The organism is Paenibacillus sp. GCM10027630 (genome assembly GCF_042676305.1).
Lineage (GTDB): Bacteria > Bacillota > Bacilli > Paenibacillales > NBRC-103111 > Paenibacillus_S.
In genome coordinates, this window is record NZ_JBHTGY010000094.1 from 11,612 (window position 1) to 36,794 (window position 25,183).

General features: G+C 48.0%; 16 protein-coding genes. 14 read left to right on the top strand and 2 right to left on the bottom strand.

The window, feature by feature from the left end; all coding sequences use genetic code 11:
* Nucleotides 1-163 precede the first annotated feature (163 nt).
* The 3 genes from ACFQ0C_RS34930 to ACFQ0C_RS34940 all read left to right on the top strand — a co-directional run bounded on the left by ACFQ0C_RS34930 (nucleotide 164) and on the right by ACFQ0C_RS34940 (nucleotide 3,458).
* Nucleotides 164-940: a hypothetical protein gene (locus ACFQ0C_RS34930; RefSeq protein WP_379373933.1), complete on the top strand. Its 777-nt coding sequence runs from the start codon at nucleotides 164-166 to the stop codon at nucleotides 938-940.
* A 164-nt stretch (nucleotides 941-1,104) separates the two neighbouring features.
* Nucleotides 1,105-1,806 (top strand): response regulator transcription factor, encoded by a 702-nt coding sequence (locus tag ACFQ0C_RS34935; protein WP_379373935.1) that lies wholly within the window; start codon nucleotides 1,105-1,107, stop codon nucleotides 1,804-1,806.
* Nucleotides 1,803-3,458, top strand: coding sequence for a HAMP domain-containing sensor histidine kinase (locus tag ACFQ0C_RS34940; RefSeq protein WP_379373937.1), 1,656 nt, complete (start codon nucleotides 1,803-1,805; stop codon nucleotides 3,456-3,458). The genes ACFQ0C_RS34935 and ACFQ0C_RS34940 overlap by 4 nt, the downstream gene beginning before the upstream one ends.
* A 116-nt stretch (nucleotides 3,459-3,574) precedes the next feature.
* On the opposite strand, the gene ACFQ0C_RS34945 is transcribed toward ACFQ0C_RS34940, so the two are convergent.
* Nucleotides 3,575-7,381, bottom strand: coding sequence for a S8 family serine peptidase (locus tag ACFQ0C_RS34945; RefSeq protein WP_379373939.1), 3,807 nt, complete (start codon nucleotides 7,379-7,381; stop codon nucleotides 3,575-3,577).
* A 251-nt stretch (nucleotides 7,382-7,632) separates the two neighbouring features.
* On the opposite strand from ACFQ0C_RS34945, the gene cls reads away from it, so the two are divergent.
* Nucleotides 7,633-9,093: a cardiolipin synthase gene (cls, locus tag ACFQ0C_RS34950; protein WP_379373941.1), complete on the top strand. Its 1,461-nt coding sequence runs from the start codon at nucleotides 7,633-7,635 to the stop codon at nucleotides 9,091-9,093.
* A gap of 1 nt (nucleotide 9,094) precedes the next feature.
* Here the strand turns inward: cls and ACFQ0C_RS34955 are convergent, their stop codons facing one another.
* Nucleotides 9,095-11,779 (bottom strand): PAS domain S-box protein, encoded by a 2,685-nt coding sequence (locus ACFQ0C_RS34955; RefSeq protein ID WP_379373943.1) that lies wholly within the window; start codon nucleotides 11,777-11,779, stop codon nucleotides 9,095-9,097.
* A gap of 214 nt (nucleotides 11,780-11,993) precedes the next feature.
* On the opposite strand from ACFQ0C_RS34955, the gene ACFQ0C_RS34960 reads away from it, so the two are divergent.
* From ACFQ0C_RS34960 to ACFQ0C_RS35005, 10 genes are all read left to right on the top strand, one after another.
* Nucleotides 11,994-12,803, top strand: a complete 810-nt coding sequence (locus ACFQ0C_RS34960) for a M48 family metallopeptidase (RefSeq protein WP_379373945.1) — start codon at nucleotides 11,994-11,996, stop codon at nucleotides 12,801-12,803.
* A gap of 66 nt (nucleotides 12,804-12,869) precedes the next feature.
* Nucleotides 12,870-13,130: a hypothetical protein gene (locus ACFQ0C_RS34965; protein WP_379373947.1), complete on the top strand. Its 261-nt coding sequence runs from the start codon at nucleotides 12,870-12,872 to the stop codon at nucleotides 13,128-13,130.
* 533 nt (nucleotides 13,131-13,663) lie between these two features.
* Nucleotides 13,664-14,290 (top strand): serine/threonine-protein kinase, encoded by a 627-nt coding sequence (locus ACFQ0C_RS34970; protein WP_379373949.1) that lies wholly within the window; start codon nucleotides 13,664-13,666, stop codon nucleotides 14,288-14,290.
* Between the two features lie 234 nt (nucleotides 14,291-14,524).
* Nucleotides 14,525-14,980, top strand: a complete 456-nt coding sequence (locus tag ACFQ0C_RS34975) for a Dps family protein (protein ID WP_379373951.1) — start codon at nucleotides 14,525-14,527, stop codon at nucleotides 14,978-14,980.
* Nucleotides 14,981-15,293: 313 nt separating this feature from the next.
* Nucleotides 15,294-16,010 (top strand): hypothetical protein, encoded by a 717-nt coding sequence (locus ACFQ0C_RS34980; protein WP_379373953.1) that lies wholly within the window; start codon nucleotides 15,294-15,296, stop codon nucleotides 16,008-16,010.
* 317 nt (nucleotides 16,011-16,327) lie between these two features.
* On the top strand, nucleotides 16,328-17,524 hold the full coding sequence (locus ACFQ0C_RS34985; protein WP_379373955.1) for a PQQ-dependent sugar dehydrogenase: 1,197 nt from the start codon (nucleotides 16,328-16,330) through the stop codon (nucleotides 17,522-17,524).
* 31 nt (nucleotides 17,525-17,555) lie between these two features.
* Nucleotides 17,556-18,764, top strand: a complete 1,209-nt coding sequence (locus ACFQ0C_RS34990; protein ID WP_379373957.1) for a class I SAM-dependent methyltransferase — start codon at nucleotides 17,556-17,558, stop codon at nucleotides 18,762-18,764.
* Nucleotides 18,765-18,783: 19 nt separating this feature from the next.
* A complete protein-coding gene (locus tag ACFQ0C_RS34995) occupies nucleotides 18,784-19,125 on the top strand; it encodes a hypothetical protein (protein ID WP_379373959.1) in 342 nt (113 codons plus the stop codon).
* A gap of 183 nt (nucleotides 19,126-19,308) precedes the next feature.
* Entirely contained in the window at nucleotides 19,309-21,291 is a 1,983-nt protein-coding gene (locus ACFQ0C_RS35000; RefSeq protein ID WP_379373961.1) for a methyl-accepting chemotaxis protein, read from the top strand.
* A 207-nt stretch (nucleotides 21,292-21,498) separates the two neighbouring features.
* Nucleotides 21,499-25,170: a response regulator gene (locus ACFQ0C_RS35005; RefSeq protein ID WP_379373963.1), complete on the top strand. Its 3,672-nt coding sequence runs from the start codon at nucleotides 21,499-21,501 to the stop codon at nucleotides 25,168-25,170.
* Nucleotides 25,171-25,183 lie beyond the last annotated feature (13 nt).

Consider the following 25,183-nt stretch of genomic DNA (forward strand, 5'->3'; position numbering starts at 1 on the left):
CTACTATTTACCCAACATATTTGAGATAAACCGTTATAGAAAGGTTGGGGCCAGCCACATAATTTCCCATAAAGTTGCGATATTGCTCCCGCATTGTTTTGATAGGATGAAGTTGTGAGAGGCAAGTCCTTACACTACTTCAACCGAAAAGGAGCCATTTAAAATGAAAAAAGCATGGCATTATGTAACCGCAGGTACATTAATGTTTTCACTAACTTTAGGTCTTGTTGGAGGTGCCTCGGCTGAAGAGGCCGCAGGCAATTTTACAAAGGTACAGGCAACTGAGGCTGCCAGTGTGACAACGAGTTTGCCGAATGGGAACCAGAAGAGTATGTTCATGTATCGCATGGGCCATTCCGGGCTGCTGCAGAGTGAAGCCAATGAGCGTAAGTATTTGCAATTGCTTGCAAAGGCCTACACCCCGGGGGATGAAGCGGCTTGGTTAGCGGCATTCGATGGCCGTAAGAAGGTTGAGGAGCAATTCCCTAAGATGGCTGCGACCCGCGCATTCAAGATGACCAATGCTGTGTCGATTCAGAAGCTGGACAAGGATGCAGTACCTTCCCTAACAGAGGGCGTGGAGAATGGTACGGTAACCATGTCTCCGGTTGAGGGGGAGGAAGGGAAAAAGCTATTCACCATTCGAGTGAATAAAACAACTAACGCCGAAGGCGTGGAAGGGGCTCCCGGGTCAATTTTTCCATTGGAAGCAGTAGTTTCGGATGATATAATTAATGCAAAAGAATCAGAGGCGCCACCTGAACTCAAGCTGCAAACGGATTTCGCCAAAGCGGTGGAAGCTGATGATAGCGCAGCAATCAAGGAATTGCTTCCCAAGCTGTTGATCGACTATAAAGAGAAGACTGCAGAGATGACTAAAGCGTTAGAGCAAATTAAAGAGAAGCAACAAGAGAAGCAAAAGCAAGAGAGCCAGAAGTAGGCAATTCGATAATAAGGACGTGACGTAACAGTTGCGTCTTTTTTTCCATGGTTGAATAGAAAGTATGTGCGGTTATACTTTACTTCGCTCAATTGTGACAACAACGTTCGTCCTTGATAATGAAGTAATGGTTATCCTTGGAGCGATAGGTAAGGGGGAGAGCAATGGTGTATCGTATTTATTTGGTAGAGGATGAACCGAATTTAAATCAGGTGCTGGCTTCTTATTTACGTAATGAGGGCTGGGAAGTAGAGGCCTTTGTTGACGGTGGAGAAGCTCGCAAGGCGATAAGAAATCGCCCTCATTTGTGGATTCTGGACATTATGCTTCCGGGGGTGGATGGCTACCAGCTGATCAGGGAAATTAAGGCTGATCAGGAGAGGCTGCCGGTTATTTTCATATCTGCCCGCGATGCTGACATAGACCGGGTTGTAGGCTTGGAGCTCGGTAGCGATGACTATTTGGCTAAACCGTTCCTGCCGCGCGAGCTGGTGATTAGGACACGGAAGCTGTTGGAGCGCATTTACACGGATCGTCATGAACTATCCGTTGATTCTTCCAGTTTACATACGACTCGTATGCTGCCCCCCTACCGAATCGACGAGCAGGAGAGAAGGGTGCTGGATGAACAAGAGAATCGCGAGCTTGAGCTGACTTCCAAGGAGTTCGACCTGTTGGTATACTTTGCTGTTCATGCAGGGCAGCTTATGGAACGCGGGCAAGTGCTGGATTCAGTATGGGGGGATGATTATTATGGCTCGGACCGCGTAGTTGACGATCTGGTCAGACGGCTGCGCAAGAAAATGCCTCATCTCCGACTGGAAACCGTGTATGGCTATGGTTATAGGATGGTGTTGAAGCTATGAAAAATGTGCCGCTAGCCCTCAAAATATGGCTCGTCATCACAGCGATCACCCTGTGTTTGTTTGCAATGCTTGCTTTTTTGTTGCCTTGGACTTTAAAGGGGTTCTTTACCGAGCAAATTTACGATTTATTGCTCGATTCGCAGCGGACGGTGCCTAGTGAGATGAAGTCTGTATCGATTACGGCGGCCAGACCTGTAGAAAGTATAGGCGCTGTCAATATCGTGCCTAAGGACTTGCCAAATGACCAGCAGGTTCTACAGAGAACGAAAACTATGGCATCACTCCGCCTTGACTCGATACCTGCTGGGCCAAGAACGGAAGCCAGCAGCGTAATGCACTATGCAGAGCCAACAAATGAACGGATGGATGAGCTTCCTTCTGAAACAGCTTCGGAACCTAGCATGGTAATGAGGGTAATCCGAACTGCCGGGCAGCCGTTCACCATGACCCTTAAACCGCCTGCAGGACCTGGCATTCAACATATGGTTATGCTGAACGGAGGTTTATTTAGCAACACGGAAACGACGGTTCCCATCCCGTTTGCTGAAGCTATTGAGCAGGATGCGGAGCTGCAGTTGGATGCCGTTCAGACCTACTATCGCAATATTGATGACCGTACGATGTTTTACGTTATCCGCAAAGAGGAGCTGCAGGGGCAACCGGGTTTTATGGTTTCGTATGCCTGGGGCAATTATCGTAACGATCTGGTCATGACGATGTTTCAACGCTTGATATTGCTCATGATGGTTCTTATTGTCGTTAGCTGGATTCCTTGCCTGTGGCTTTCCCGTTACTTGTCCCGCCCCCTTGTGCTGATGGAGCAGCAGGTAGGAAGGATTGCGAAGCGGGATTGGCATGAGCCGTTTGTACTCAATCGCAAGGATGAGATGGGGCGGCTTGCACTGGCCTTTGAAGCGATGCGTGAACGGTTGGTTAGACAGGATAAATCCCAGCAGTTTTTCCTGCAAAATATTTCCCATGAGCTCAAAACGCCCGTCATGGTTATTCACAGCTACGCGCAATCGATTCTTGATGGAATTTATCCAAAAGGGACTATTGCAAATAGTGTTGAGACCATCAAGAGTGAAGCGACACGGCTGGAAAAACGAATTCACGATCTGCTTTACTTGAACAAGCTGAATTATTTATCGGCACGGGAAAGAAAAGTATTCACTTTTGACCTGTCCGTTGTTATTGGCGATTGTGTTGAACGGCTGCGTTATCGTCAGCCGGAGCTCGATTGGGAGGTTGAGCTGCCTGTGCTGGAGGTTGAGGGGGATGCTGAGCAATGGGGGGTTGCTATCGAGAACGTACTTGATAATCAACTCAGATATGCCAAAGCGAAAATCTCTATTACGCTAAACCCCTCTGAAGAAGGAGCTAACGGATCACAGGATGCAGACCAGGCAGCTGCGTCTGGGAATGCAGAGATTCGATTGTGGAATGATGGGCCGCCGATTGAAGAAGCGCTGAAAGCCAGCCTGTTCGACCAATTCCAGACCGGGCCGGATGGTCAGTTTGGGCTAGGCTTAGCTATCGCCAAGCAAATTCTGGAAGCTCATCAAGCGAAGATTAGAGTTAGTAATGAGAGCGAGGGCGCGGGATTCATTATTGCACCTCATTTCGATAAGCTTGAGAATGTTGGCAAATAAGGATTAGACCCTAAACAGAAGGACCACGTGCTCGAATGGAGTAGTGGTCCTTCTGTTAATTCCCTGACTTCATAAGTATTGCGGGAGTGATGGGAGACTTTGATACAAGAGCAAGCTTACTGCTGTGTTAGATCAAGCAGTCGTTTGATAACGACCGCTGCTTGTGAACGGTTAGCTGTTTCGGAAGGCTTGAAGGAACCGTCCGGAAAACCGCTCATCAAACCAATTCCATTGGCCAGCCGCACATTGTCTCGTGCCCAACTGCCTGTCAGAGCCTGATCGGTGAATTTTACCTCTTGCGCGATGGCAATATCGCTTGCTTGTTTACCTGTGCCGATACTGTATGCACGCATTATCATTACAGCCATCTGTTCACGGGTGATCGGCTGGCTTGGTGCGAAGACAGAGGTATCGACTCCTTCGATAAGTCCTGCGCCATAGGCTTGGTACACCACATCATGGAACCAATCGGATGGGTTCACATCATGGAATTTGCCGGTGTTACCGACGGCTTTAACACCTAGTGCTCTAACGAGCAGCGCGGCGAATTCGGCTCGGGTTAATTTCTGCTCCGGCACGAAGGCGGTGTCCGTTGCTCCGGTTATAATGTATTTCGAGGCGAGCAGTTCAACCTCTTCTTTAGCCCAGTGCTGCGCCATGTCGTTGAATGTTTTGTTGTATTCCATCACAGCATATGGGGAGAAATGGTCGGTAGTAAATGTAATCATTCCATCCGCGCTTGCTTTACCTCCCATATATACCCAGCTTTGCCCGCTTTCATTGTAATAGTAAACGCCAAGTTTGGAGAGCTGTGACTGGATGGTCCCGAGCTTCCATTGAATGGTCACTGGTTTGGTGAAGCGGCTAATGACTTCATCTCCAACCGAAAGATTGAAGTCGTAGACCAGTGAGACATCATTCGCTTGAGCGGGCTTCTTGCTTAAGGCTGCTTCTCCAGACGAGCGTGTTACAACCAATTTGGCTGCAGCTGTACTATCCTGTTTGGCTGCAGCTGTACTATCCTGGGCAGGCACTGAGCCTGGGGACAGTTCAATGGTTTGGCGTCCTGTATCAATAAGAATAGGCTTATTCTTGTCCGTGGCGAGCTTCAGAATGTCAGCTCCGAATTCAACTGTCTTTGCAGAAGCTGAGCTTCCGGTAGTAGCATCGATGGTAACCCGGTTCGTTTTGTTGTCTTCAAGCGACTTCCTTAGCTGTGCATTGTCTGCTTTCACCACAACGGGTTCATTACCTGTGTCAGTCGCTGGGGGAATGAAAAATCCACCACCACCACCACCTCCGCCGCTACTACGGCCACTGCTACCGCCCCCGCCCCCATCGACTCCAGAGGTTACGTTTAGGCGTAGTATACTAATGGAGTAAGTTTTTGAGTCGCCATTTACCGCCAATCTTAAGGTTGTAGTTCCCTGATCAAGGTTAACTGTCTCAGAGCCTGCCTGGGTCATAGTCTTACCGTTTAATGTGACCAAGGTAGAGGGATCTACGGTTGCAGCAGAGAGGGTCACCTGACTTGTCGTACTTTTAACCGCAGCTTGATAGTTGTAAACCTCGGGACTGAATACAGGACTGAATGTATCGACGCCGCTCAAGGTCAGGCTCTTCAGCATCGTACTCTGCAAGGGTACTTCCAGACGTTTGATAGTGATGACGTAATTTCTAACAGAGCCATTCTCCGCTGTTACGGAAATAGTCAGAGTGGAGGCTCCTACAAGATAGGGATTTGAATTCGTTAGGAGTGTCTTTTCAGGAACCGTTTGGCCATTGAAGGCCAGCTTTGCGTTTTTATTTTCCAGCAGGACAGCTATGCCGAATTTGCTTACCGCATTGTCCAGATAGAGCGTATAATTCATAAGATCTTTATTAAAATCAGGGGATAGCGCCCCGGAGTTGATATAAATATCACTAATAAAGTTATTATCAGCCGAATATTGCCTGTAGATAGACAAAGTATACGTTTGTGTCGAATGGTCCTCAGCCGTAACTGTGATTGGAATTAAGTTCACTCCGGTATGCAATGCTACAGCTGTGGATCCGCCCGACGGAATGGCGATACCCTTCAAAGTTAGGGACGCTGAGGGAACAGCAGCAGCTGCACTAACCGAAATGGACGCTACGGAATAGTCGACTTGCGTCTCGTAATAGGTACGATCCTCCTTAAATGCAGGTGTTAATGTATATTGACCGTTATTGATTTTGATATATTGCAGATTAGCATTGCTTGAAGGCAGACTCGTACTGGAGTAAACCTTTCCCGATGATACATAAGGCTTATCAGATGACTTGGATGAGGCATTTACACGGTACATATGATTAAGCGGCAATTCCATTCCCTTTAAAGATATACCTCCAGATAGACTGACCTCTTGATCAAGTGACGAAGCCGGAAGCCACTGTCCCGCTGCTGCATCCCATTGTTCCACTTTCAGCAGCACGCTGCCGGATGCGGTTGAAGAGATTGCGGTATTTACATGCCCTGAATAGTCTAATGCATGAACGATTAAAGGCAAGTACGTATAGGTTGCCGTTGCCACGGTTGCGCCTGACTGTAAGGACAAGCGTGGAATGTCAAAGGATCGGACACCGTCGATTAAGCCGTAACCGTAGCTGTTGTCTCTACCGGGAGTCCCCAGGTCGACAGATGTGGCGGTTATGATGCTCTGTATCTGGTCCGCTGTCAAAGTGGTGTCAGCCGCTTTCAGCAGAGCCGCCAATCCGGTGACAAATGGCGTAGCCATCGAGATCCCGTCTTTCGTCCCGTATTGTCCATTAGGCAGCGTACTGTAGATAGCATCGCCGGGGGCAACGACATCAAGCGCAGTTCCTTTGTTGGAAAAGGAAGCATACGAGTACCGCTCCGGATGAGTCATATCTGCTGCGGACGGCTTAGCCAGTGCTCCAACAGCGATTACGTTCGGATAAGCGGCTGGATAATCGACCTGGTCACTGCCGTAATTGCCGGATGCGGCAACGATAACTGCCCCTTTTTGCTGCGCGTACAAGATCGAATCCTGCAAATAGGGATCGGCGTTCGTACCGCCCAAGCTTAAATTAATGATGTTGGCGCCATGGTCTGCCGCCCAGATGATTCCTTTGGAGATGGAGAGCGTAGTTCCGTCCCCAGCGTTATCCAGGGCTTTTATCGGGATTATCCTGGCGCTTCCGGCAGCCCCTGCGATACCCAAACTATTGTTGGTGATGGCAGCAGCAATTCCTGCAACATGAGTACCGTGACCGTGATCATCATTGGGCGAGGATGAAGGGGTGATGAAGTTAGCTCCTTCATTGGCAAGAAGACTGTCTTTGAGATCCGGATGATTGAGGTCCACTCCAGTGTCTACGATAGCAATTTTGATTTGTTTGCGCTGTGCTTCAGATACCTTTGCCCAAAGAGAAGAGATATGGGTAACATCGAGCCCCCACTGCTGCGGCAACCATGGATCATTGCTGTAGACGGCACTGGAGACGCTGGTTGAAGATGCCTTATACCGATAGACAGGCTGTACATATGAAATATTCGGGTCAGCACTCAATTCCTTAATCGTTTGATATACTGTGGCTCCGGGAAGCAATTCGAATTTGGTTGCTTCCAGCTGTTCATCCGTCTCCAAAGCTTTAGCCGTGAATGTTGCTGTTCTCGAGCCGCTAGTCCTGGCAGCAGAACCCTTCTTGTACTTCACGAGCACTTGGCCGGGGACTATCTGGTCTTGTTCTGCTTCTGTAAATTCAGGAGCCTTCGATGTGGTTGCGTCAAAAGCTTGAAACTGTGTTAATGGGTTCATGGCGCCCGGTTCTGATGTATAGGCGGAAGATGCGCCGAACTCGTCTGCTTCGGCTCTTACCGACCCGCTCCATAAGCTGCTAAGGATTAAGACGGCTAGCAGAAAATGCCCAATTTTTTTCAAGTAGCAAACCTCCCTAAATTCATACAATCTGTCGTATGTAATGTGAAAATTGTGTTCCTTATTACGCGTCATTAAGACAAAATTCGATATGTGGAACTATAAATCCTGTCGGCATTTCCAAAGTGTGTAAAATACAGTGATAATTCGTCGAAAGTAAATGTTGATTTTTCTTTACTGATTCATTTGATGTATGGTAACAATAGGAATAGTTCAAACGGAACGCAAAAAGATGCCGTGAGGTGGAGGATTGTATGGAGAGCTGGGTCGTCGGGGTATGGAAGACGATAAATATTTGGATTCCGGTCATTAATCTGCTGTTTGCGGCAGCGATTATTTTCCTCGAAAGACGCAATGTAGGAGTAACCTGGGCTTGGCTGATGCTGCTTCTGCTGCTGCCGGTTTTTGGATTCATCATCTATATTTTTCTGGGCCAAAATCTAGCCAGGCAGAAGGTATATCGGATCAGAGCGAGAATGGAGAGACAGGTTCGTCAGCAAATGGCCGTGCAGGAGCACACCATCCAGGAGGGAACCTTTCATTATACCGATGATATCGTGAAGCAATATGAGCATCTCATTTATATGAACTTAATGAACAGCGCCTCTCCACTGACGCAAAATAATGAAGTCACTTTGTTTATTGACGGAGTAAAGAAGTTCGAGGCGCTGCTTAATCATATTGCCCTGGCAACGGAGCATGTCCATCTGCTGTATTACAAGGTGGGCAACGATGAAACGGGAAAACGGCTGCTCAAAGCGCTCACCCAAAAGGCGAGAGAGGGCGTACGAATACGGCTGCTTTATGACGGTATCGGATCGCTCGGGGTTAATAAGAAGCTATTCTATGAGCTAGTGGAAGCTGGAGGCGAGGTATGTCCGTTCTTTCCATCGAAAATCCCTTATTTAAACTTCAGACTGAATTATCGGAACCATCGGAAAATTGCCATCATTGACGGGAAATATGGATTTATAGGCGGATTCAATATTGGCGATGAATATTTGGGGTTAGACCGCAAAATCGGGTATTGGCGCGACACCCATCTCATGATCTATGGGGATGCGGTACATCGTCTGCAGGTGCAATTTATGCTGGACTGGGACGTCGCTTCGAATGAATCCTTGAAGATAGAGCCTGTTTATTTCCCTGAGCTGGCGGCTGCGGAAAAGGCTGCTGTGCAGATTGTATCAAGCGGCCCCAATTCCGATAAACAGCAAATTAAGAATGGTTATATCAAACTAATTTTTGAGGCGAAAAAGCGTATTTATGTGCAGACCCCTTATTTTGTACCGGACGATGGCATTCTTAATGCTCTCAGGATTGCTATCCTGTCGGGAATCGATGTACGCATTATGATCCCGAAGAAGAGCGACCATATGCTGGTTCAATGGGCCTCTTATGCTTATATGGGTGATTTATTGCGCGAGGGGGCCACTTGCTATTTGTATGACAACGGGTTTCTTCATGCCAAAACGATCATGGTGGACGGCCAGGCGGCTGCAGTGGGAACGGCGAATATGGACCACCGCAGCTTTGAGCTCAACTTTGAAATTACGGCGTTCTTGTACGGCTCGGAAATCACATCGCGCTTGGAAGCCACATTCGAGCAGGATATGGAGAACAGCGAGCTGCTGACTTTGGAGAACTTTGAACGAAGATGGCTGTTGACGCGAGCAGCGGAATCCATGGCAAGGCTGCTTTCCCCGATTTTGTAAGCTAGGAACCGATTTGATTACGACCGTTCATTTTGGCCTTGTACAAGGCTTGATCGGCTTGCTCTATGAGCTTGTTACGGTCTATCAGTGGGTTCGGAACCTCTGCTGCGATACCAATACTGACGGTTACATGCCAACTGACGGTGGACGCGGCGTGAGGAATGGCTAACTCCCCTATTTCTTCCCTTACCCTGACGGCGAACTCACGGGCTTGAGCTTCATGCGTATCGGGGAGAATACAGACAAATTCTTCTCCGCCATAACGTGCGGCAAAGTATCCATGTCTTGTCGCCATCTGCTCCAAAGCTGAAGCTACTTGCTTCAAACAAGTATCACCGCCTTGATGTCCGTACGTATCGTTATAAATTTTGAAGAAATCAATATCCAGCAGCAGGATGGAAACGACATTGGAATGCTGGAGTGCTTGTTCCCATATCATCTGGTAGCTTTCTTCGAAATAGCGGCGGTTGGCAATACCGGTTAATCCGTCGATCATGGATAGCTTCTTGAACATCTCGTTGGCTTCATATAGCTGAAGCTCGGCTCTTTTTCTTTCCGTAATATCACGGAACACCGTCATAATTGCCGGCTTGCCTTTATAAGAAACCCAAGCCCCGGAAGCCTCGACATTCATGTATTGGCCGTCCAACCGAATATATACACGCTCAGAAGGCGGAGCGGAGGACTGATTTAACAGAATCTCCCGATTTCGGGTAATCACATCTTCCGCCGAATCAGGGTGAAGCAGCTCTGTTATGCTCTTGCCAATAAGCTCGGATGCATCGGATGCGGCTAGCAATTCCAGCGTCATCTGGTTCACATGTACAACCGTTCCATCACAATGAATGATAATGCCGTCAGGCATAAACTCAATGAGCTTACGGTACCGTTCTTCGCTTTCGATAAGCTCGCTTTCCATCTGCTTGCGATGGGTAATATCGCTGCTCGTGGCAATGATTTCTACGACCTGCCCTTGATCTAAGATGAGGTTCAGTGACGTAAGATAAGTGTGGTTAGAATACGTGTATTCGAATTGCTGGGGATCCCCATTCCATGCGCGATCGTAGGCATCCAGCACCAAAGAGGCGTTATTAGATCCTACAATGTCATTGATGGATGTTCCTACAACCTGTTCAGGGGTGAATCCCAGATCATAAAGCATCTGACCGTCAGCGAGGGTACAAACGTACTTCCCGTCCATTTTTTTAAATTTCATGATCATGCCATGCTGATACCGTAACGTTTCGACCAGCTCCTGCTTGAGAGTCGAAATCTCGTGTTCAGTCCGTTTGCGTGCAGTTATATCCCGAATCATGCTGCTGAAGTAAAAGACGCCTCCTGCTTGCCAGCAGTTGAGAGACATTTCAACCGGTAGCTCTGAGCCGTCTTTTCGCAATGCGGTAAGCTCAATGGTATTGCCTGCGTGCGCATTCATCCCCAGAAGACGAAGCTGGTAGCACGTATTCATATAAAAGGAATGCAATCGTTCGGGAATAAGAATGGTGACGTGACGACCGATTACTTCATTCCGGGAATAGCCGTAGATAAGCTCTGCACCATCGTTCCAGAGCTCGATATTCGAGTCGTTGTCCAAAACGATGATAGCATCTTGAGAAGTGTTAAACACGGACGAGAATGTGCCTTCGGCATTTTTTAAAGCCATGGTTATGCTAATAAGTGGTATCAACTGTTGGGCGATAATCATTTCCTTATGACTAAAGTGCTCCGGGGTTTTAGAGGCAAGAGTGATGATAGCAATAAGCTTGTTGTTATACGATATTGGAAGATGCAAGGAAGAACGGATTCCCTGCTCAAACAGCGGCAAATGGGCGCTTCCAAGCGGCAGCTTCTTATTCCAATCATCAAATAGGATAGGACCACCGTTGAGTACCTTTAACATTCCTTCCAATTCATTGGAGTCTAACACTTGGTTTATGCTTTCATAGGAGTCCTCCATATAACGAAAAACAGTTCTATACCGGTTCTTCTCTGTCAGCACAACTTCACCGGCGTCACAAGAAAAAAGCTCGGCGATTTCCTTCATAGTAAGGGTAAACAGCTCGAGGGAGCTGTTCGTTCGCTTCATTTTGGGGATCAGATCGGCAATAAGCTCGTTGAGGGTGGTCCTTTCGTTGCTTTTGATTAAAAAATGCAGCAGCCAGGCTGCCATTATTCCGCTTACCAGAACCACCGTCAAATACGGTGCAAGAATTGGCCAATCGTTGAAGCCAAGAAGACAGTGCAGACCAATTGATATTACAGCCATAGTAAGGAGAAGGCTATACGCCCATTTCTTCCAGTAGGATTTAACGCAGATGCTAATAATTCCGCTGCCCAAGCCGATAATTAGAATAGTGAGCGCAGACATGAAATTAGCCAAATCCATGGGACCAAAAATCAAGTTGCGTCCTATGAACATGCATACAGAGGCGATGATAGCAGAAAGCAGTCCCCCTGACAGCCCGGCGAGGATAAGCAGGATATGTCTCATGTCGAGCAGGGCTGCAGAATGGATATGTACACTAAAAAACATGATAACTATGCCCATCAACCCATGAACAATTCCCAGGCCGCTTTTCATGAACACAGATGGTGAGGGGGTCAAGGTATGTTTTTTATGAAGCCGGCTTGAAAAGAACATGAACACAAATATCAAAGTAATCCCTGTAACAAACTCTTGCACCATTTGACACCCCTCCTTGTAAAAAAGAGCTAAATAATACTACTTCTTCTTTAGTACGACATAATCCTACTTATTTTGAATAGGAAAAAGTCAAGAAATAATTAAAATTCGACAAAGAAAGGGAATAGTACTCATTTTACCGAATGATTTCCAAACATCACCAGATGCTTCATGCATAAAAGACTATAAAAATAGAAAATGGGAGCGGAGTCGAAAAATGAATAAAAGATTGGTACACGAAGACGAACAAACCTGGTATATCGTTTGCCTGATAACGAGTATCTTGATTTATGTGAGCTTGATTGTTTCAATTATAGGGATCGTCTACATAGGAATCGGGCTGGTAGTAGCACTTGTTATGCATGGCTTAATGGTAGCAGGAATCCGGAGCTCCGGTGTTAAGCTGTCGGAAAGGCAGTTTCCACAAATCTATGAACGGGTACAGGCATTGTGCCGTGAAATGGGAGTGGCTCAAGTACCGGATGTGTACATTATTCAATCGGGCGGAGTGCTTAATGCGTTTGCTACCCGGTTTTCCGGACGGAATTTCGTTGTGCTCTATTCAGACATTGTTGAGCTTATTATGCAGGGGGATGAGGAGGAGCTTAACTTTGTGATCGCGCATGAGCTGGCTCATATCCAGAGAAAGCATGTGAGTAAGTTTGTGCTTGTTTTTCCAGCAATGTGGATTCCATTTATCGGTAAAGCTTATTCCAGAGCTTGCGAATTTACGTGTGATCGCATCGCTACAGCTTACACGGGCAATGCAGAGGCTGCGGTCCATGCACTCACCATATTGGCGGCAGGCAAGCAATTGTACCGTAAAGTGAACATCAACGAATTTCTGGATCAAAGCTATCAGGAACGAGGTTTTTTTGTAGCCTGGTACGAGCTTATCTCGACACATCCTCCACTTCCGAAGCGGATTGGAGAGGTGCTGCACTTTCATTCGAATCCGCAGTTATTCGGTTATGATTCTCATACATTTGAAGCCAGAGATACATCGGGAATGACTTCCCAGCTATAGGGAATAGAAAGCTCGCTTTTCATCCATATTAACTGAGGTATGGAATGGAAAGGAGGCGAATGGGCGATGAGAAGCAATGACGATTCCAGCTTACAATCGCAAAATCCGATATCACAAGCGCAGAACTCCGTCAATACAGCGCATAATGCGGTGACTCAGGCGCAGAGCCATCCGAGCGAGCAGCTAATCGAGCAAGCGGAGACTGCGGTGCAAAGAGCGGAGAACGCTATTGAGCAGGCTGGGCTGAGCCGTAATCAGCAAGCGGTTGATCAAGCTCGCTCCGATTTGGAGGAGGATCAAGCCGCTCTGCAAGATTTAGAGAGCTAGCGGTTGCACTCGTTTATGCTATGCAACTATAGCAATGACACAAAGGAAGACCTGCCGAACGGTTCGCAGCCGTGAAGCAGGTCTTTCTTTTGGGGTAGTGGTTTGTGGGGTATCTCAGGGATTGCTCAAATCACCGAAAGGACGTGCCGGATTCGCAAAAAAATACCTGGAAAACCTCCTTCTAAATAACCCCGTTTTTCTTGGCAGGACATATCTAGCTGGAATTTCTGGCGCTAAATCGGTACTTCATCTTCTATATGCGGCATTTCGCCCCAAATAGAGGTGGGTTTTCCAACTAAATGGTCGATTACGAGAATAAAGACAAAATTAACGGGAGGTTTTCCCGCTAGCGGGTTGCATCAACGAAGAGGCGTTAAACAGCCACCGTAATCCCACTTCCATCACACTCCACACGGACAAATGTAGATTGTACACAAGGGACGCCGCAAGGCGTTTTTGTTGATTGAAAGTATGCTACAATAAAAAGGAAACTAATGTAAGAGTTCGATAACCGGAGGGGATACCGGGTAGTTATGATTAGTGAATTTATCGATATTATAGAGCAGGAGCTGCTGAAGGAGCTCCGCATAGAAAGTGTTGATCCTCATGATCCTATAGAGGTTCAATTTTTGCCCAAGCCGTGGAAGCTGGTAGGAGCGGGTAATTATGCGGCTGTCTTAAGCCATCCCGATTTTAATGGCCTGGTAGTAAAGGTGTATGCTCCAGGAAGGGCGGGCTTGGAGGAAGAGGTTGAGGTATACCGGCGCTTGGGGAAGCACCCGGCCTATTCGGAATGTTATCATGCGGGAAGCCCTTATTTAATTTTGCGCAGATTGAGCGGCATAACTTTATATAATTGTGTACTGCGAGGCGTGCCAATCCCACATCAGGTTATTGAAGATATAGATAGTGCGCTTGATTTTGCTAGAAGTAAAGGCTTGAACCCACACGACGTGCACGGTAAAAATGTCATGCTCAAGGATGGCCGCGGGGTTGTTGTCGATGTATCGGATTTTTTGAAAGCAGAGCCCTGCTTCATGTGGGATGATTTGAAAAAGGCGTATGGCCGGTTCTATTCGCCAGTTTTTATAGGCCGCTTGAAAGTGCCGGAATGGATGCTTACAGCTGTAAGGAAAGGCTACCGTTATTTCAAACGGTAATAAGATGAGCCTTATGCTTTGTTTGGGATATAAGTGCTAATGGATACTCTTAACAGGAGGCCTCCATTTCTAAATAGGTAGTGGGGGATTGTTTGATTTGGCATGAGTTTGGGTAAAACAGTAGTAGGACAAGCAAATGTCTTGAAGCCCGTCAAGAGAAACGAAACGATGGTTTCATAGAGAAACAGCAGAGGAATGCTTTTAAAAATACAACGATACAAGGGAGTGTACAAAATGGCTAAAGTATTAGAGCAGTCGAAAGCATTAGATGAAGCGTTAAACCAACAGGTGGCTAACTTCGGAGTCATGTATATTAAATTACATAACTTTCACTGGTTTGTGAAAGGTTCTCAATTTTTTACACTGCATCTTAAATTTGAGGAATTGTATAATGAAGCAACCTTGCATTTCGATGCATTGGCCGAGCGTCTGCTGACCTTGGGCGGAAAGCCTGTAGCTACTATGCAGCAAATGCTAAAGGATTCTGCAATTAAGGAAGCGGCAGGCAATGAAAAAGCAGAGGACATGGTCCGTGCGCTTGTTGCTGATTTCAATAAAATCAACCAGCAATTAAAGGAAGGCATGGATGTTGCCGAGAAGGCCGGCGATGAGATCACAGGTGATCTGTTCTTGGCTATTCACGCCAGCTTAGAGAAGCATACATGGATGCTGAATTCTTTCCTGGGTTAAACGAGTTCCATGAAACCTCTGAATGGAGTGGTAAATCACTCTGCTCGGAGGTTTCTTTTTTTGGAGGCAATCTTCGAACAATGGAGTGTGGTGAGCTCTGCGGGATGGGTCAGATGTAGGGAGATGCATGCGCTGCTACTAGGTAAGATAGACGGTTTCACCTTCGATTTAAGTTTCAGTAATCTTTAAGCAAACCTTCAGATGCTATTCATCTTGATGCTATACGCTTGGAGGGCGTGGACTAGTTGCCATCGGCAAAAGTCCGCAGCTCGAGTCCCTCAATTCCGGGATGAACACATGGAGGTTAGTGAATATGAACATGAGGGTAAACCGCAACCAGCTTATAGCGGGTCTTATTATGGTTCCGCTGCTGCTCAGCGGGTGCGGCAGCAAGCCGGCAGCTAATGAAGCGGCTTCAGTGAATGCAAATGGTGGAAGCGCATCGGCACAAAGCCAGGGCCAGGGAAAGGATCAGCAGCAAGCCGGTGAGCAGAAGAACCCGGCGGGCTCTCGTTCGGAGCGGACGCCGATGAATGAGAATGAAATGCGTCTGCGTACAATCTCTCAGTCGTTGATTACCATTGACAAAACGGATGGCTTGGCTTTTACGAAACAGCAGGCGGAGCAATTGCTTCCTTTAGCTGAGGCAGCGGTTGCGAAGAAAGAGCTGACCGCGGAGCAGCAGGACGCGATGTTGAAAATACTCACGGCTGAACAAACGAAGCTGTATCAAAGCCGTGCAGACCAGATGAAGCAGCGAATGAGCGGAGCGGGCGGCGCAGGCTCAGCCGGAACAGATGGCAACGGTGCGCCGTCTAAGGGAACTATGACGCAGGAGCAGCGGGACGCCATGAAGGAGCAGCGGCAAGCGCAAGGCGGAAGCCAGAATCCGGATAATGGCAAGGATGGAGCCCGGATGCAGAATCCGGGAAACGGAGGAGCAGGCGGTCAAGGGGCAGGCGGTCCGGGTGGCGGTGGAGCGAATGCCGGGCAGCAGCTTGTCGATCTGCTTAAGGCCAAGGTGAAGTAAGCGAGAAGCTTAAAATAATAGCACGAAAGCGTTGAGTACATAGCGTTGTCTCGGTTTGACGTGCTGAGGCCTTTCGCTGTCCATAGTACTAGCTTAAATGGGAATCGTTTCAGTGGGAGCCGGTCAGGCTGCCAAATGGGACGTTTCTTTTTTTATAATAAGAAAAGCTACAACTTAGACACGAATGTATCTTCATCGAGAGGGTTTTGAATGAAGCTTTTCTTTTGGAGGCAGGGCTCAGATTGGCATTCATGGTGCAGCATTAGGTATAATAAGGAAAAATCGATATGAAAGTTCATTAGAGGAGGAATTAGGGTATGGGCAGCTTATCTGTATGGATGGCTCTTGGAGTAATGTCCGTAATGCTTGCATCGACGGGATGCTTTGGGGTGCAGAATGGACCGGCAGGCAAACCTCCGACTTCAACGGCTCCGGAGACATCTGCTTCAGGGGCAGAAGCTCCCTCCTCTATTCCTTATACCAGGGAGATTGTCGCCTCTAAGCTGAATGTCCCATGGGATATGGATTTCGCACCGGATGGGCGCATTTTCCTAACCGAGCGCGGAGGCGGGATTCGGGTCATTGAGAAGGGCTTGCTGAAGCCCGAACCTGTCTTTCGTTTCGAGAAGCCGCCGCTGTATACGGAATCGGAAGCAGGCTTGCTGGGAATTGCTTTGGACAAAAATTTTAGCAGCAATCATTACATGTACGTGTATCATACGTACCAAGAGGGTGGTCAAGCTTATAATCGGCTGCTGCGAATGGTGGAGAGCGGCGGCAAAGCGAAGGTGGACAAGGTGCTGCTGGACGCGCTGCCAGGTGACCGCATTCATGACGGCGGCCGAGTGAAGATAGGCCCGGACGGGCTGTTATACATAACGAATGGCGATGCCGCCAAATCGTCGATTGCTCAAGACGTCGCTCAGCTTGGGGGAAAAATTCTTCGTATCCGCACAGACGGTACGATTCCTGGCGACAACCCGTTTCCCGGATCGCCTGTGTACAGCCTCGGGCATAGAAATCCACAGGGCTTGGCCTGGCATCCTTCAACAGGCAGACTGTTTAGCACAGAGCACGGTCAAACGGCTCATGATGAGTTTAATCTGATCGAGCCCGGTGCTAATTACGGGTGGCCGCTCGTTCAAGGCGACGAAGCGCAGGTGCCGGCCAAGGATGCCGCCAAGAAGGGTCCCGGGCCATTGAAGCTGCCGCTGCTGCATAGCGGGGATACCACTTGGGCTCCTTCCGGCATCACCTTTATCACCAAAGGACCGTGGAAGGGGAGCCTTTTGGCGGCCAATCTGCGGGGGACGCAGCTGCAGCGGGTAGTGCTTGGGAATGACCAGGTTTCGGTGCAAAAGGCTGAGCCGCTGTTCAAGGATGAATGGGGCCGCATCCGCAATGTGGTGGAAGGTCCGGATGGCTCCATATACATCATGACGAATAACCGTGACGGACGCGGCCAGCCAGGCGCGGAGGATGACCAACTGATCCGGTTGAAGCCCACTTTCTAGCATTTACAACAAGAACGGAGAATGGAAACGAATGCAATCGTTAGAGTTAGATACGTTAATAAGCGATTTGATCGCTCAAGGCTCATTGATTCAAGGGACTTTCAGCCAAGTAAGGCGCAACGATCCGGCCGGATGCAGTAAAGTAACCGTCAAGCCGCTAGAGCTGAAAGGGACACTGCATTATCAGTTCAGCTCTTACTGCGGCACTAAGGTGCTGCATGATAATGTTCTGCCCCAAGAAGCGGCTTCTAAAATAAATGCTCTGCTGCAGGATACATTCCGTCAAGGGCTGCTGCAGGCGGGGGATGCTGATTATCAAGTGCTGATCAGCAAGAAAGGGAAGGCCGGTATTCTTAAGAAACCGCCTACTAAGAAGCAAGCCGCTGAGCTTACTCATAACCGTAAGAAGAACTATTTGCTTGAGGAAGGCACACCTGTACCTTTCCTGGTGGAGCTCGGTATCATGAACGCAGAAGGAAAAGTAAAGGCCCAGAAGTATGACAAATTTAAGCAAATCAACCGGTTCATCGAACTTATTGCAGACGTCGTGCCGCATTTGGCGCAAGACCGAACGCTGAATATCGTTGATTTCGGCTGCGGCAAATCGTATCTTACGTTTGCTTTGTACCACTATTTAAAAGAGCTGCAAGGGCTCGATATCCGTGTGATTGGTTTGGATCTTAAGGAAGATGTGATCCGTCACTGCAGCGGCTTGGCTCAGAAATTCGGCTACGATCAGCTTCAGTTCCTGGTTGGGGATATCGCGCAATATAATGAGCTGGAACGCGTGGACATGGTGGTTACCCTGCACGCTTGCGATACAGCTACAGACGCCGCGCTGGAGAAGGCGGTACGCTGGCAGGCGGATGTTATCCTGTCGGTACCCTGCTGCCAGCATGAGCTGTTCCGTCAGGTCCGCAATGATGTACTTGCCCCGCTTCTGCAGCATGGCATCCTGAAGGAGCGATTCTCTGCATTGGCAACGGATGCAATTCGGGCGAAGCTGCTTGACATTGTCGGCTACCGAACACAGCTGCTGGAGTTCATCGACATGGAGCATACCCCAAAAAACTTGCTGATCCGCGCTGTAAAAGGGAAGCAGCCATCTAAAGCCGAACGTGCTGAGATGGTAAGCAGCTATGTGGATTTCCGCAGCTTTTTGCAGGCTGAGCCGTATTTGGAGCGCGCGCTGCGTGATGAGCTGGGGCCGCTGCTGGAAGCGGCTGCGGAACGGAGCTGACAGAAGGAGGGAATTGGACATGGAACGCCTTTTGGTCAAGGCTGGAATTTATGGTTTTATTGTAGGTTTGTTTTTGGCCATTCTGTTTTGTGCGGATACCGTCACTACCCAGCCGGGCAGAGGTCTTTATTCAAGTGAAGCTTTGCCAATGCGGGAGTACATACTTACGCTTTTGCGATTTGCCATTAAGCTCTCTCTAGGGACAGTTGTTGCAGTGTGGGTGTATGAACGTTTTTTGCGAACGCCTGACGATGAACCGGAGCCTTCCTTCTGGTCCGGTTTTTTCAAGGCTTTTTTTATCGTGTTAGCTTTGATAATGGTGGGAACGCTCTTATTTTCTGTGATCGGACAACGTCGGTAAGCGAGGGAAAAAAGCCGTCTTGTCGATGGCCAGCACTCCCGACCGTCGCCATTCTGGCATTATGAATTATTTGTGAAGAATTTTGAAATAAATTGTCATTAATTGCTGATCAAATCGGGTATATTTTCCTATTTATCGTTGTATAATGGGTAAAATTTGATTTTTATTGCGGAGGTGCTCCCGATGTTTAAATGGATACATTCTATTACTGTAAGGTTTATGTTATTTACAGGGGTGCTTCTGTTGGTGTTAATAGGCGGTATTTATGCTTATCAGTGGCAGGAAATCCGAAAGGACGCCGAAGATCAGTTGTATCAAAAAGGCAGCAGTCTGGCGATTTCACTGGCCAAATCGCTGGAGAGCATAGCGGATGATGATATCCGCGACGGTACCCTCATCAAGGGGGGGGGTAAATGGACAGGCGAAGAACTTCGTGCAAACCTTTTCAATGATAAGCTGCAACCTGTGCCTGGTAGCGATAAAGAAATGCAAAAGCGTTCACAAGATAAAACTTATGCTGAGGCGACGCAAACGCTTTTTGATGGAAGGAAGATTCCGCTAGCACAATATGAGCAGAAATATACAAGTGCCTATGATATTTATACAGACGACCACTGGCAGAAGGTTATGGATAGCTTCATGACCGATAATAGTATCGTGTTCGCTGTGGCTGCCGCCTACTCGGATAATCCTGATTACGCAGGATTTGTTGCGACACATAATTCGCTTTACAGCTTGGTTGGGGAGGATTCCAAGGATGCTTGGGGCACTACAGGGCTATTGAGTCAAAAAAACCGCAGTAACCGTGTTTTTAATGATGCTGTGGGTTATGCTGATGTAGCCAACAAGGATACTTCCAAATCGATGCTGCAAAAATATCCGCAAATCGTTGAAGGCAAAGTAGTCGAGCGTTGGGTAGTTTCCTACCCAATAACTATTGCGGGCAAGCATTGGGGAGCAGCGCGGATCGCTATGTCCAAGGAAAGCATAGAAGTAATGATCGCGAAGCAGCGCTGGAAGATCGCTCTGGAGCTTGCTATTTTGTATGTTGGCGTGCTGGCTATGCTGTTCCTGCTTTCACGGATTATTGTAGCAAGAAAGCTTGATTTTGTACTGCGGGCTGCTGTGAATTTAAATTCACAAGAGGCTGATTTAACCTACCGAATCCCGGTTCAAGGCAAGGACGAGCTGGCTCGTCTATCCCAGGAGATTAACCGGTTCATTGAGCATTTACAGGAAATTATCGGTTCGATACGCTTTATGTCAATCAGAGTGGGCGATACTTCGAATATTTTGTCGGAGAAGGCGTCACGGTCGACATTGACTTCGACAGAGATTTCTCACACCGTTCGTGAAATGGCTGCTGGAGCGCACAATCAAGCGATTGGTGCCAAGGACAGTGTGAAGGCAATGGAGGAAATGGCGCTCGGTATTCAGCGTATTGCTGAAGCATCGGGTCAAGTGACCGAAGCTACACAGCATCTAGTACGTGAAGTGGAGCAAGGGAATGTAGCATCGGAGAGAGCGATGAAACAGATGGTAACCATGAGTCAATCGGCGAGCGAAGTTGGAGCAGCCATCCAGAAGCTGGAGGAAGGCATGCAGTCCGTAGGAGAGATGGCGCAGGTTATCTCTGGGATTGCGTCACAGACGGGGCTGCTTGCACTTAATGCAGCCATTGAAGCGGCTAGAGCCGGGGAGCAAGGAAAGGGCTTTGCGGTTGTAGCGAGCGAGGTTCGCAAGCTGGCCGACCAATCGGAGGCTTCTGCCCAGCAGATCAACGAGATGGTGTCCGATATCCAGATGGCAATGAGGACAACCGTTACAGCGATGCAAACCGGTGGGCGCGATGTGCAGGATGGCGTACAGGAGGTTACTACGGTTCGCAGCTCGCTGGAACGTATGCTTCATTCCGTACATAGAACATCTGAACAGATGGAGGAAGTATCAGCCGCAGCCGAGCAGATGTCAGCCGGTACCGAGGAAGTAGCGGCCAGCATTGAGGAAATGGCCAGAATTGCCAGTACAACCTCAGAGTATGCAGGTAGAATGGCGGAAGCCTCGCAATCACAGCTTCATGATTCAGAGGAGACCAGCACCCTTTCAGGAGAGCTGAGTGAAGCTGCTCAGCAATTGAAAGCAACCGCTAACCGCTTTAAGGTGTAAATATTGCCAAGCAAATAACCACCGGCAGGGTCAATAAGACCTATTTCCGGTGGTTGTTTGCATATATACGATGTTTTAGGGCCGCAGTATCTGGTGATCGAAGTAAATTATGAAAATAATGGAAGTTTATTGGTTTCTGTGTTTTTGCAGCTATGCTATAATTGTAGGATGGGTATTATTGGACTACATAGTTAGAGGAGATGCAGGATGCTAAAGAACAGGAAATGGAACATCGGTTCCAAAATTGCATTAGGCTATTTTCTAGTTATTTTATGTATGGGTATGTCTATTTTTTTCCTTATGGACCGTATATACGCGCTGCAAAAAGAAGTTAGCTTCATTACTGATCATGACCTGGCCGTACACACTTTATCGAATCAAATTGAAAAGCATGTGCTGGATATGGAAACCGGACAGCGAGGCTATATTATTACCGGAGAGTCCCAGTATTTGGAGCCTTATAATGATGGGAAAAGCAAATGGCTGCAGAGCTACAACGAGCTATATAAGCTTCTTACTGATAGTCCGGCCCAGCTCAAAGCTCTGGAAGCAATTAAAACCAACATCGAGACATGGATAGCTGCGTCCGGAGATAAGATCATTCCCTTGCGCAATGAGAACAAAATGGTAGAAATACTGCAGTATTATAAGACAGACCCAGGTAAGAAATACATGGATCTCATGCGCAACCAATGGAATACCTTCCGCAGCGTGGAGAAGGAGCTGACCACAGCTCGTGTCGCTGATCTGGAAGCCAATAACACGGAGCTTCAAACCACCATGTACTTGCTTGCACTGCTGGCTGTTATCCTGTCTGTTATGGGGGGAACGTTGGTTTCACGCTCCATTGTCCATACGATTAAGCAGGTGGTCTCTGCTCTCCAGAAAATTGCGTCTTCGGAAGGCGATTTGAACACCTTTATCGAGGTGAAGACGAACGATGAAGTCCGGGAGCTTGCCGATGCCGCTAACACGCTGCTGGAAAGCGTTCGGAAGCAGGATTGGTTAAAGACGGGCATTGCTGAGGTCGCGTCTATGAACCAAGGCGTTAACAATATTACGGAGCTTGGCTCCTTGTTCATCGGGAAGCTGGCTTCCATCCTGGACGCATCCTATGGAGCCTTCTACCTTAGGACTGGAAGGGGCGAATTTCAGCGTCTTACAAAGATTGCTTCCTATGCGGGGGATGGCGGCGAAACGATAGGCAAACCAGGTCTTCGGATGGGTGAAGGGCTTGTAGGACAAGCTGCGCTGGAGAACAGAATGTTTCTGCTGCAGGATATTCCGGACTCGTACATTCGTATTTCTTCTAGTTTGGGGCATGCTGCTCCGAAAAATATTCTTATTACCCCAATTGAATATGAGGGCAAGGTGGAGGCTGTTGTTGAACTGGCTTCCCTGCAGCCTTTCAATGAGCTTCATCAAGAACTGCTGCGGCAAATTCGCTGCTCATTTGGCATTGCTGTCAATAGTGTGCTGGGACGGATGGAAATCGATCGGCTGCTGGCCGAATCCCAAGCGTTCACCGAAGAGCTTCAGACACAGTCGGAGGAGCTGCAAGCTCAATCTGAAGAATTATTAAGCCAGCAAGAAGAGATGAAGACTTCTAATGACTCCTTGAAAAAATCGGAAGAAAGGCTGCAGCGGCAGCAAGAGGATTTGGAGAAGGTAAACGTAGAGCTGTCCAAGCGTTCGTATCAGCTGGAGGCTCAGGTGCGCTTTACGGAGGAAGTAAATTCAGAAATCGAACGGCAGAGAGAAGCCCTCCAGAAGCAAACGGAGGAGCTGTCAGCCTTGTCTCAATATAAATCCGAGTTTTTGGCCAATATGTCTCATGAGCTCAGAACTCCTCTGAACAGCATGCTGATCTTGTCACAGTTTTTAGGGGAAAATAAAGACGGTAATCTTAGCAGCGAGCAGGTTGAATTCGCAAACACAATCCATGCATCCGGCGGTGACCTGCTTCGCCTGATTGACGAAATTCTTGATTTATCCAAGGTGGAAGCCGGAAAGCTGGATTTGAACGTAGATATTACCGTAATCGAGGAAATAAGCGAGCAAATGCGCCGCAGCTTCCAGCCGGTTGCCGCCAAGAGAGCCCTGCAGTTCAGGATTGAGGCGGAGCCGGAGGTTCCTTCCTTCTTTTATACAGATAGCCACAGGCTTATGCAGATTCTTAAGAACTTCTTGTCAAATGCTTTTAAATTCACGGAAGAGGGCCAGATTGTTCTACGAATTTATTCGACGGAATATGCGTTCTCCCATAAACTCGGCGGGGGCAAGCAAGCAGCCATTGCATTCGCTGTTACAGATTCAGGCATAGGGATTCCGGAAGATAAGCGAGCTATGATCTTTGAAGCCTTCCAGCAGGTTGACGGCACGACCAGCCGCAAATATGGAGGAACCGGCTTGGGACTTACAATCAGCCGTGAATTGGCTCAGATTCTCGGCGCGGAGATAGACGTGGAAAGCCAGGAAGGACAAGGCAGTACCTTCACGCTATATATGCCCGCAATTACTTCGCCCGATGAGCTTATTCCTAATATGATGGACGAAATAGCTGCAGCGGCAGAGCCGGCAGTGGCGGGTATCGGCTCAGGAGTTCCACATATAAGCGAAATAGTTATACCGCAGTTGGTCTTATCCGATCCTAAGCTGCTTACACCAGGAGAGGTGAAGGATGATCGGGATAGTATCGGGAATGGTGATAGATTGATGCTGATTGTGGAGGACGATGTTCCTTTTGCCCAGTTCATTCTTGATATGGCACGCTCTCGCGGATTTAAGGGGTTAGTCGCTACTCAGGGGGATAAAGGGCTGGCATTAGCTTATGCCTACAAGCCGGACATGATTATGCTTGATATTCATTTGCCGGTTATGGACGGCTGGACGGTGTTGGATCTACTTAAACAGAACCCAGATACCCGGCACATTCCGGTTCACGTGCTTTCCGTTGCAGACGAGCCGCAGCAAAGTTTGGTTTCCGGAGCAATGGCCTATTTGAAAAAGCCAATCAGTAAAGAAATGCTGGTGGAAGCATTCGAGAAGGTTGAGGATATTCTGAACCGGACTCCCAAGCGGCTGCTGATAGTGGAGGATAACATTCCGCTGCGTAAGAGTCTGGTTGAGCTGATTAAACATGACGATGTAGATATTACGGCTGTCGGCTATGGGAAAGAGGCGCTTCACGAGTTAAATGAAGGACATTTTGACTGTATGGTATTAGATCTGGAATTGGCTGATATGTCCGGATTCGAGCTGTTGGACCAGATACGCAATATAGACAATTTGCACACGCTGCCGATCATTATTTTTACCGGTAAAGATCTTGATTCGAATCAAGAGCGTGAGCTCCGTAAATATGCAGAGAGCATTATCGTCAAGAATGTAAAATCGCAAGAGCGGTTATACGCCGAAATTACTTTATATCTTCACCGTGTAGAGGCGCAATTGCCTGAGGATCGGCGAATGCTGCTGAAAAACCTGCAAAATGGTGAGGATGTGTTCGAAGGAAAGCATATTATGCTGGTTGAGGATGATATTCGCAACGTATTTGCACTGACCAATGTGCTTGAGCAGCACAATTTAAAGGTGACCTATGCCGAGAACGGGCGCGAAGCTTTGAAAGTATTGGAGATGCATCCGGATATTGATTTAGTGCTGATGGATATTATGATGCCTGAAATGGACGGCTACGAAGCCATGAAGCATATACGCAGCAACCCTGAGTACAAGCAGCTGCCTATTATTGCATTAACAGCCAAAGCTATGAAAGAGGACCGGCAAAAGTGCATGGACGCAGGAGCATCCGATTACATCAGCAAACCTATTAATACGGACAAGCTGCTTTCTTTGTTAAAGGTTTGGTTATATAAGTAACGGGGGTGAAGGC

Bases quoted from the DNA above. Each gene is read 5' to 3' on its own strand.
- ACFQ0C_RS34935 (WP_379373935.1), top strand. From the start codon at position 1,105: ATGGTGTATCGTATTTATTTGGTAGAGGATGAACCGAATTTAAATCAG.
- ACFQ0C_RS34980 (WP_379373953.1), top strand. From the start codon at position 15,294: ATGAACATGAGGGTAAACCGCAACCAGCTTATAGCGGGTCTTATTATG.
- ACFQ0C_RS34995 (WP_379373959.1), top strand. From the start codon at position 18,784: ATGGAACGCCTTTTGGTCAAGGCTGGAATTTATGGTTTTATTGTAGGT.
- ACFQ0C_RS35005 (WP_379373963.1), top strand. From the start codon at position 21,499: ATGCTAAAGAACAGGAAATGGAACATCGGTTCCAAAATTGCATTAGGC.
- ACFQ0C_RS34930 (WP_379373933.1), top strand. From the start codon at position 164: ATGAAAAAAGCATGGCATTATGTAACCGCAGGTACATTAATGTTTTCA.
- ACFQ0C_RS34990 (WP_379373957.1), top strand. From the start codon at position 17,556: ATGCAATCGTTAGAGTTAGATACGTTAATAAGCGATTTGATCGCTCAA.
- cls (WP_379373941.1), top strand. From the start codon at position 7,633: ATGGAGAGCTGGGTCGTCGGGGTATGGAAGACGATAAATATTTGGATT.
- ACFQ0C_RS35000 (WP_379373961.1), top strand. From the start codon at position 19,309: ATGTTTAAATGGATACATTCTATTACTGTAAGGTTTATGTTATTTACA.
- ACFQ0C_RS34940 (WP_379373937.1), top strand. From the start codon at position 1,803: ATGAAAAATGTGCCGCTAGCCCTCAAAATATGGCTCGTCATCACAGCG.
- ACFQ0C_RS34975 (WP_379373951.1), top strand. From the start codon at position 14,525: ATGGCTAAAGTATTAGAGCAGTCGAAAGCATTAGATGAAGCGTTAAAC.
- ACFQ0C_RS34970 (WP_379373949.1), top strand. From the start codon at position 13,664: ATGATTAGTGAATTTATCGATATTATAGAGCAGGAGCTGCTGAAGGAG.
- ACFQ0C_RS34985 (WP_379373955.1), top strand. From the start codon at position 16,328: ATGGGCAGCTTATCTGTATGGATGGCTCTTGGAGTAATGTCCGTAATG.
- ACFQ0C_RS34965 (WP_379373947.1), top strand. From the start codon at position 12,870: ATGAGAAGCAATGACGATTCCAGCTTACAATCGCAAAATCCGATATCA.
- ACFQ0C_RS34960 (WP_379373945.1), top strand. From the start codon at position 11,994: ATGAATAAAAGATTGGTACACGAAGACGAACAAACCTGGTATATCGTT.
- ACFQ0C_RS34955 (WP_379373943.1), bottom strand. From the start codon at position 11,779: ATGGTGCAAGAGTTTGTTACAGGGATTACTTTGATATTTGTGTTCATG.